We start from the raw sequence: 3,528 nt of genomic DNA on the forward strand, positions 1-3,528 counted from the left end.
GGTCGGGCAAGAGCGTGCTCGCGATGCGGTACGTCCTCGACCGGCTCGACGCCCGCCAGGAGGGCGGCCCGGTCCCGGTGATCTTCCCGCTCGCCTCCTGGGACCCGCTGCGCTCACCGCTGCGCACCTGGCTCGCGGACCGGCTCGCCGCCGACTACCGGCCGCTGGCCGCCCAGGCGGACGAGCGCCGCACCCTGGCCCGCGTACTGGTCGACACGGCGCTGGTGGCACCGGTCCTCGRCGGCTTCGACGAGCTGCCCCGCTCCGCGTACGCGGCGGCCGTACGCCGGATCAACGCCGAACTCGACCCGGGCACCCCGCTGATGCTGACCAGCCGCGCCGACGCCTGGGCCGCCGCGGTGGACGAGGGCGACGTACTCACCGGGGCCGAGGTGGTGGAGCTGCGGCCCCTGGACCTCGCCCGGGCCGGGGCCCACCTGGAACGCTCGGCGCGGCCCCTGCGCCCGGCGGCGGACGGCACCCCGCGCACCGTGTGGACGCCGGTGCTGCGCACCCTGCAGGAGCACCCCGACCTGCCCGCGGCGAAGGCCCTCACCACCCCGCTCATGGTCGCCCTGGCCCGCACGGTCTACGGCGACACCTCCCGCGACCCCGCGCCCCTGCTCGACCGGCGGCGCTTCCCCACGGTGGCGGCGGTGGAGGAGCACCTGCTGGGGGCGTTCGTCCCCGCCGCGTTCGCGGACGCGGGGACGGAGGCCGCCGACGACGCGACGCGTCGGCTGGCCGTGGTGGCGCGGACGCTGCAGCGCCGCGGCACGGGCCGGCTCGCCTGGTGGGAGCTGGAGTCGCTGCTGCCGCGGACGCTCGCCCTGTACGCGCCCGGGCTGCTGGCCCTCGCTGTCACGTCCGCGCTGCTGCTCCCCACGGTCCTGGCGCGTGCGGCGGGCGATCTGACCGGTCTGGAGGACATGGTCTCCCTGGCCGCCGTCCTGGCCGGGCAGACGCTGGGGTTCGCGTTCGGGGTGCGGTACCTGCTGCCGCCCGGCCGGCACGGCGCGGACCGGCGCTTCCGCCGCCGGCAGACCCTCGTCACGACCGGGCTGAGCACCGTGCTGTGGACGGCGTACGCCGCCTTCGACGACCTGCGCTTCGGCTTCCGCTTCGGCGGCGTCACCGACGGCTGGGTGCCGGACCTGATCGCCGGGTTCCTGTTCTCGCAGTTGTTCACCCTGTTCCTCGGGATCGCCGGGCTCTCCCGCCGGCCCACCCCGCTCGCACTGCCCTGGAACGGGACCATGGGCCGGACCGCGGCCCGGCTGGGCGGGGCCGCGCTGGCGCTGGGCGGCACGGCCGCGGCGGGCGCCGCCCTGCTGGGCCGCGGCGGCAGCCCCTGGACCGTCCTGATCGGCACCACCTGCACGGCGGCGGGGACGGCCCTGATGGCCAGCGGGGCGCGCCGGGCCGGACAGGAGGCGCACACACCGCGCGCGGGGCGGATCGCCCGCCGGTTCGTGACGGGCACGGTCCGGGGCACCGCCACCGCGCTGCTGATCGGGGTGGCCTCCTGCACGGCGGGCGGCTGCGCGGCGGTCGCGGTGACCGCGCTCAAGACCCGTACGGCGGCGGACCTGGCGGACCAGCAGGTGCGCGGCTGGTACTTCAGCGAGCGGGCCGGGGTGCGCAGGGCCGTCACGGACCGGCCGCTGCGGGGCGGGCTGCTGCTGCCCGGCGACGGGGCGCGCCCGGTGGCCTTCGCCGGATCCGCGCGGCCGCCCAACTGCTCGATCCCGCTGCTGCCCCGGCGGCGGTGCGTGGACTTCGTGTCGCGGCGCACGGTCTTCGAGTCGCGCCGGGGCGACGTGGTCGCGCTCATCACCCCGGGCGCCGCACGGGACGTGACGGCCGTGCACCCGGCGAACCTGCGCTCGGTGCTGCCGGACCGGGGCCGGGACTGGCTGACCCAGGGGCCGGCCGCGGGGGTGGTGGCCCGCGACCTGCCGCCGGTGCTGGTCTCGGGGCTGCTGATCGGCGTGGTGGGCGGCTGCGTGTGCGGGGTCTACCGCGCGCTCAGCGTGCCCTCGGACCTGATGCGGGCCGCGAGCCCCGGCCTCTCGCTGCGCACCGACCGGACCGCGTCCCTGACCCGCGGCGGCATGGTCGCGCTGCTCGTGGCGTGCGTGTGCGTGCCCGTGGTGGCGACCCCCGGGGACTGGGGCGGCCTCGTGCACCTGGGCACCCAGCTGTGGCTGCCGCTGGGCACGGCCGCGCTGGCGCTGAGCGCGTGGGGCCGCTTCGTCGTGGCGCGCTGCTGGCTGGCGGCGACCGGGCAACTGCCGTGGCGGCTCATGCGGTTCCTGGAGGAGGCGCACCAGCGGGGTGTGCTGCGGCAGTCGGGGGCGGGGTTCGAGTTCCGCCACGAACGGCTCCAGGCACAGCTCGCGGGCGCGCCGACGGCGGACGTGGTGGCCCCTCGCGTGTCCCCGGACGCGGACGGGTACACGGACGCGGATGCGGACGAGGACCACGGCGCGGGCGCGCCCAACAGGACCCCTTAGCCGGTGGCCCCTCGGACCCCGTCCCGGTGGCTCAGGTGCCGCGTCCGGACGCTTCCAGCGGCAGCCGCATGCAGACCCGCGGCCAGCGGTCCAGGCCGTACTCGGCCTCCGCCGCGCGGATGCCGCGCAGCCCCGGGGTGAGTTCGTGCTCGGCCAGGACGCGGAAGCCGAGCCGCTCGTAGTAGGGCGCGTTCCACGGGACCTCCGCGAACGTCGTCAGGGACAGGCCGGTCAGTCCCTGCCGCCGCGCCCGCCCGGCGACGTACGCGATCAGGGTCCGCCCCACGCCCTGGTGCGCGGCGTCCGGGTGGACCGAGACCTGCTCGATGTGGAAGGCGCCGTCCACGGGTTCGCCGATCAGGTACGCGACGGGCCGGCCCGCGGGGTCCTCGGCGACCCAGGCGTGTCCCGCCTTGCGGAAACGCTCCAGGAGGTCGAGCGGGGGCGGCTCGTCGTCCGCGATCTCGGGCATCCCGAAGATGCGGAACGGCTCGCCCGCGGCACGTTCGATGTCCTGGAGGGCGGGGAGGTCGGCGGAGGTGGCCGCTCTGACGGTCATGGTTTCAAGTATGCGCCGCTCGGGCGGAGTTGGGGCATCAGCCGCCGCTCGCGACGAGTTCGTCGGCGAGGCTGTTGGCCGGCTGCGGGGTGCCGGTGAGGTCCAGTACGAACAGGGGGACGCCGAGGGAGTCGGCGCCGGCGCGGGCGTCCTTCTCGTAGCCGGCCAGGGAGAAGTACACGCAGCCGGCGGACTCCGTCATCGCCGTCAGCCAGAGGCACTCCACGTCCCGCAGGGAGGCCGGGCGGACGGTCGGGTCCACCTGGGCGACGATCCCGCGGGCCGCGAGGCCTATCCCGGAGGGCGGCCGCTGGTCGGCCCGCCGGATGTCCCGGTAGCCGAGCCAGCGCAGGTAGAGCGCGGCGGCGGTGACGGCGTCACGGGCCGTCCGTATCGTCACCGGCTGGAACGCGGCGCGCGGCGCCGGTCCGGTACGGGGGCGGGGTACGGGGA

2 protein-coding genes and 1 pseudogene are annotated in these 3,528 nt (G+C 76.9%); 1 reads left to right on the plus strand and 2 read right to left on the minus strand.

What is annotated here, in order from left to right:
- A partial coding sequence (locus FGF04_RS40490; protein ID WP_188114412.1) for an NACHT domain-containing protein occupies positions 1 to 2,516 on the plus strand: 2,516 nt, incomplete at its 5' end.
- A 31-nt stretch (positions 2,517 to 2,547) separates the two neighbouring features.
- Here FGF04_RS40490 and FGF04_RS38505 read toward each other — a convergent pair.
- Together FGF04_RS38505 and FGF04_RS38510 are read right to left on the minus strand one after the other, a co-directional pair.
- The gene (locus tag FGF04_RS38505) at positions 2,548 to 3,075 is read right to left on the minus strand and encodes a GNAT family N-acetyltransferase (protein WP_149516041.1); all 528 of its coding nucleotides are present in this window, start codon (positions 3,073 to 3,075) and stop codon (positions 2,548 to 2,550) included.
- Positions 3,076 to 3,112: 37 nt separating this feature from the next.
- Positions 3,113 to 3,528: pseudogene (locus FGF04_RS38510) on the minus strand (hypothetical protein); the annotation flags it as partial.

The sequence above is a fragment of the Streptomyces apricus genome (assembly GCF_008369065.1).
GTDB lineage: Bacteria > Actinomycetota > Actinomycetes > Streptomycetales > Streptomycetaceae > Streptomyces > Streptomyces apricus.

What these genes read in the sequence shown, in the direction of transcription:
- FGF04_RS38505 (WP_149516041.1), bottom strand. Translation starts at nt 3,075, where the DNA reads ATGACCGTCAGAGCGGCCACCTCCGCCGACCTCCCCGCCCTCCAGGAC.